This window comes from Variovorax sp. 01T439_2, assembly GCF_056398445.1.
The window spans coordinates 1-4,214 of sequence record NZ_JBFTPJ010000516.1; the positions used below are offsets into that span (position 1 = coordinate 1).

Here is a 4,214-nt window from a genome sequence, read left to right on the forward strand (position 1 = left end):
ACTCGAAATCGACACCGTGGCGCGCTACGTGGAGCGCATGCTCCAGGCCGGCGTCCTGGTGCCGACTCCTTCCACGTATTCCAAGGACACCGCCGAATGAACGCTTCCGTCACGCCCATCGGCACTCCCCGCGGCACGCGGGCGCCCGCGCCGATTTCCTCGGTCGAGGAGATCGTGGCCGAGCTCGCCGCCGGTCGCATGGTGATCCTGGTGGACGAGGAAGACCGCGAGAACGAAGGCGACATCGTCATTGCGGCCGACCACATCACGCCCGAGGCCATCAACTTCATGGCGCGCCATGCGCGCGGGCTGATCTGCCTCACGCTCTCGCGCGAGATGTGCGAGCGGCTGCAGCTGCCGCCGATGGTGTCGCGCAACGGCGCCAAGCATTCGACGGCCTTCACCGTGTCCATCGAGGCGGCCGAAGGCGTGACCACCGGCATCTCGGCCGCCGACCGCGCCCGCACCGTGCAGGCGGCCGTGGCGCGCAATGCCGTGGCCAGCGACCTGGTGCAGCCCGGCCACATCTTTCCGCTGCAGGCGGTGGACGGCGGCGTGCTGATGCGCGCCGGCCATACCGAAGCCGGCTGCGACCTGGCCGCGATGGCCGGCTGCTCGCCCGCCTCGGTGATCTGCGAGGTGATGAACGAGGACGGCACCATGGCGCGCCTGCCCGACCTGCAGCTCTTTGCGGCCGAGCATGGCCTGAAGATCGGCACCATTGCCGCGCTCATCGAGCACCGCAGCCGCACCGAATCGCTGGTCGAGAAGGTCGGCTGCCGCGAGATCCAGACCGCCTGGGGCAGCTTCACCGCCCATGCCTTCACCGACAAGCCGAGCCGCGGCGTGCACCTGGCGCTGGTGCGCGGCAAGTGGGCGCCCCACGACACGGTGTCGGTGCGCGTGCACGAGCCGCTCTCGGTGCTCGACGCACTCGAAATCAACCGCTCCCTGCACTCGTGGAGCCTGGACGCCAGCCTCGCGCACATCGCGAACGAGGGCAAGGGCGTGGCCGTGCTGCTCAATTGCGGCGAAACGGCCGGCGAGCTGCTCGCGCAATTCGACGGCACCGCGCGCCCCGCGCAAGCACCCGAGCGCGGCCGCATGGACCTGCGCAGCTATGGCATCGGCGCGCAGATCCTGCGCGAATGCGGCGTGCACAAGATGAACCTGCTCGGCACGCCCCGCCGCATGCCGAGCATGGCCGCGGGCTACGGCCTCGAAATTGCCGGCTACCTCACGAAAGACTGACCACCATGCAAGGTGCAAACAAGGGCGCTGACCACAACACGCCGCTCGACGGAAAAGGCCTGCGCATCGGCATCGTGCAGGCGCGCTTCAACGCCGACATCACCGATGCGCTCGCCGCCGCCTGCCTGGCCGAGCTCGAGAAGCTGGGCGTCGCCGCGGAGGACGTCCACCATGTGCAGGTTCCCGGCGCGCTCGAAGTGCCGATCGCGCTGCAGGCCATGGCCGTGCGCGGCGGCTACCACGCGCTGGTGGCGCTGGGCTGCATCATCCGCGGCGAGACCTACCACTTCGAACTGGTGGCCAACGAATCGGGCGCGAGCGTGAGCCGCGTGGCGCTCGACCATCGCCTTCCCATCGCCAACGCGATCCTCACGACCGAAAACCTCGAACAAGCCATTGCCCGGCAGACCGACAAGGGCCGCGACGCGGCCCAGGTGGCTGTCGAGATGGCGCGGCTGCTGGCCTCCCTCACATGACCGAAGACAACAACGACAACAAGGCAGCCGGCGCCAAGCCGCGCCCGGCGCGGCAAGTGCGCACCGGCCTCACCAGCACCGGCGCGCGCAAGGCCTCGGCCAAATCGAACCGCAGCCGCGCGCGCGAGTTCGCGCTGCAGGCGCTCTACCAGCACCTGGTGGGCCGCAACGACCCGACCGAGATCGACCACTTCACGCGCGACCTCGCGGGCTTCCACAAGGCCGACGCCGCGCACTACGACGCGCTGCTGCACGGCTCGATCGAAGGCGCCGAGCAGCTCGACGCACTGATCCGCCCGCTGCTGGACCGCAAGTTCGAAGAAATATCGCCGATCGAGCATGCCGTGATGTGGATCGGCGTGTACGAGTTCCAGCACTGCCTGGACGTGCCATGGCGCGTGGTGCTCAACGAGTGCATCGAGCTTGCCAAGGAATTCGGCGGCACCGACGGCCACAAGTACGTGAACGCCGTGCTCAACGGCCTGGCGCCGCAATTGCGCGCCGCCGAGGTCGAGGCCGACCGGGCCTCGGGCAAGGCCAGAGCGTGAGAATTTCGGCGCGCGCGCAGCGCATCGAACCCTTCTATGTGATGGAGGTGGCCAAGGCCGCCGGCGTGCTCGCACGCGAGGTGGCCCACACCGACCGGCCGATGATCTTCCTGAACATCGGCGAGCCCGACTTCACCGCCCCGCCGCTGGTGCAGGAAGCCGCCGCGCGCGCCGTGCGTGCCGGCGCCACGCAGTACACCCAGGCCACCGGCCTGGAGCTGCTGCGCGAGCGCATCAGCGGCTGGTACGCACAGCGCTTCGGCGTCGACGTGCCGGCGCGCCGCATCGTGGTGACCGCGGGGGCTTCGGCTGCGCTGCAGCTGGCCTGCCTGGCGCTGATCGAATCCGGCGACGAGATCCTTCTGCCCGACCCCAGCTATCCCTGCAACCGCCACTTCGTGAGCGCCGCAGACGGCAAGGCCGTGCTGGTGCCCACCACCGCCGAAGAGCGCTTCCAGCTCACGGCCGCCAAGGTCGAGGCCGCCTGGACCGAGAAGACGCGCGGCGTGCTGCTCGCCTCGCCCTCCAACCCGACCGGCACCTCGATCGCGCCCGATGAACTGCGCCGCATCCACGAGGTGGTGTCGCAGCGCGGCGGCATCACGCTGATCGACGAGATCTACCTGGGCCTTTCGCACGACGATGCCTTCGGGCAGACGGCATTGGCCATCGACGACAACGTCATCAGCATCAACAGCTTCAGCAAGTACTTCAACATGACCGGCTGGCGCCTGGGCTGGCTGGTGGTGCCCGAGGCGCTGGTGCCGGTGGTCGAGCGGCTGGCGCAGAACCTCTTCATCTGCGYGAGCACCGTGTCGCAGTACGCCGCGCTGGCCTGCTTCGAGGCCGAGAGCATTGCCGAATACGAGCGCCGCCGCGCCGAGTTCAAGGCGCGCCGCGACTGGTTCATTCCGCAGTTGAATGCGCTGGGCCTGAACGTGCCGGTGGTGCCCGATGGCGCCTTCTACGCCTGGGCCGACTGCACCGCGGTCGCCGAGAAGCTGGGCATCTCGGGCAGCTGGGACTTCGCCTTCGAAACCATGAAGCGCGCCCATGTGGCCGTGACGCCGGGCCGCGATTTCGGCACGGCCGAGACCAGCCGGTTCGTGCGCTTCTCCACCGCCAGCTCGATGGCGCACCTGCAGGAATCGGTCGAGCGCCTGCGCGCGATGATCGCGAACCCCGCCCGATGAGCTACGCGTTTCCGATCCGCGTCTACTGGGAAGACACCGACGCCGGCGGCATCGTGTTCTATGCCAACTACCTCAAGTTCATGGAGCGCGGGCGCACCGAATGGCTGCGCTCGCTGGGCATCGAGCAGCGAAAGCTGCGCGAGGAAACCGGCGGCCAGTTCGTGGTGAGCGAAACGCAGCTCAAATACCATCGCCCCTCCCGACTCGACGACGAACTGCTGGTTACAGCCGATCTCCGACAACTGGGCACGGCGTCGTTGATAATCGGTCAACAGGTGCTATCAAAAACAGAGCAAGAACGAACGGGAGCCGCGGCACCCGTCCTGCTGTGCGAAGGCACGATCCGCATCGGCTGGGTGGATGCCTCCACATTGCGTCCTGCGCGCATACCGGCCCAAGTTGCGGGAACCCTCGAGCGCTGCGGCGGCTCCATGACTCAACCTTTCAAGCCATGAACCAAGACCTCTCCATCATCAATCTCCTGCTCCATGCGAGCTTCGTGGTGCAACTGGTCGTGCTGCTGCTCGTGATCGTCTCGATCGCCAGCTGGGCCGCGATCATCCGCAAGTACTTCGCGCTGCGCCGCATGCGCGCGCTCAACGACGACTTCGAGCGCGAGTTCTGGTCGGGCACCAGCCTGAACGAGCTGTTCGCCTCGGCCGCGCAGAACGCCAAGTTCGCCGGCCCCATGGAGCGCATCTTCGCCTCGGGCATGCGCGAGTACCAGAAGCTGCGCGAGCGCCATG

At 68.0% G+C, this 4,214-nt stretch carries 6 protein-coding genes; all 6 read left to right on the top strand.

Annotation, left to right across the window (positions count from 1 at the left end; genetic code table 11):
- The first annotated feature begins 96 nt into the window (after window positions 1-96).
- The gene (gene ribBA / locus AC1DOC_RS21990; protein WP_478081608.1) at window positions 97-1,251 is read left to right on the top strand and encodes a bifunctional 3,4-dihydroxy-2-butanone-4-phosphate synthase/GTP cyclohydrolase II; all 1,155 of its coding nucleotides are present in this window, start codon (window positions 97-99) and stop codon (window positions 1,249-1,251) included.
- 5 nt (window positions 1,252-1,256) lie between these two features.
- Window positions 1,257-1,727: a 6,7-dimethyl-8-ribityllumazine synthase gene (gene ribH, locus AC1DOC_RS21995; RefSeq protein ID WP_028254111.1), complete on the top strand. Its 471-nt coding sequence runs from the start codon at window positions 1,257-1,259 to the stop codon at window positions 1,725-1,727.
- Window positions 1,724-2,275 (top strand): transcription antitermination factor NusB, encoded by a 552-nt coding sequence (nusB, locus tag AC1DOC_RS22000; protein ID WP_319426430.1) that lies wholly within the window; start codon window positions 1,724-1,726, stop codon window positions 2,273-2,275. The genes ribH and nusB overlap by 4 nt, the downstream gene beginning before the upstream one ends.
- Window positions 2,272-3,468 carry a pyridoxal phosphate-dependent aminotransferase gene (locus AC1DOC_RS22005; protein WP_478130476.1) on the top strand — a complete coding sequence of 399 codons (1,197 nt, stop codon included), beginning with the start codon at window positions 2,272-2,274 and terminating at the stop codon, window positions 3,466-3,468. Before nusB ends, AC1DOC_RS22005 begins: the two co-directional genes overlap by 4 nt.
- Window positions 3,465-3,923 carry a YbgC/FadM family acyl-CoA thioesterase gene (locus tag AC1DOC_RS22010; RefSeq protein WP_018904626.1) on the top strand — a complete coding sequence of 153 codons (459 nt, stop codon included), beginning with the start codon at window positions 3,465-3,467 and terminating at the stop codon, window positions 3,921-3,923. The genes AC1DOC_RS22005 and AC1DOC_RS22010 overlap by 4 nt, the downstream gene beginning before the upstream one ends.
- Window positions 3,920-4,214, top strand: a 295-nt coding sequence (locus AC1DOC_RS22015; RefSeq protein WP_478130477.1) for a MotA/TolQ/ExbB proton channel family protein, incomplete at its 3' end; no start/stop codon positions are given. The genes AC1DOC_RS22010 and AC1DOC_RS22015, both read left to right, overlap by 4 nt.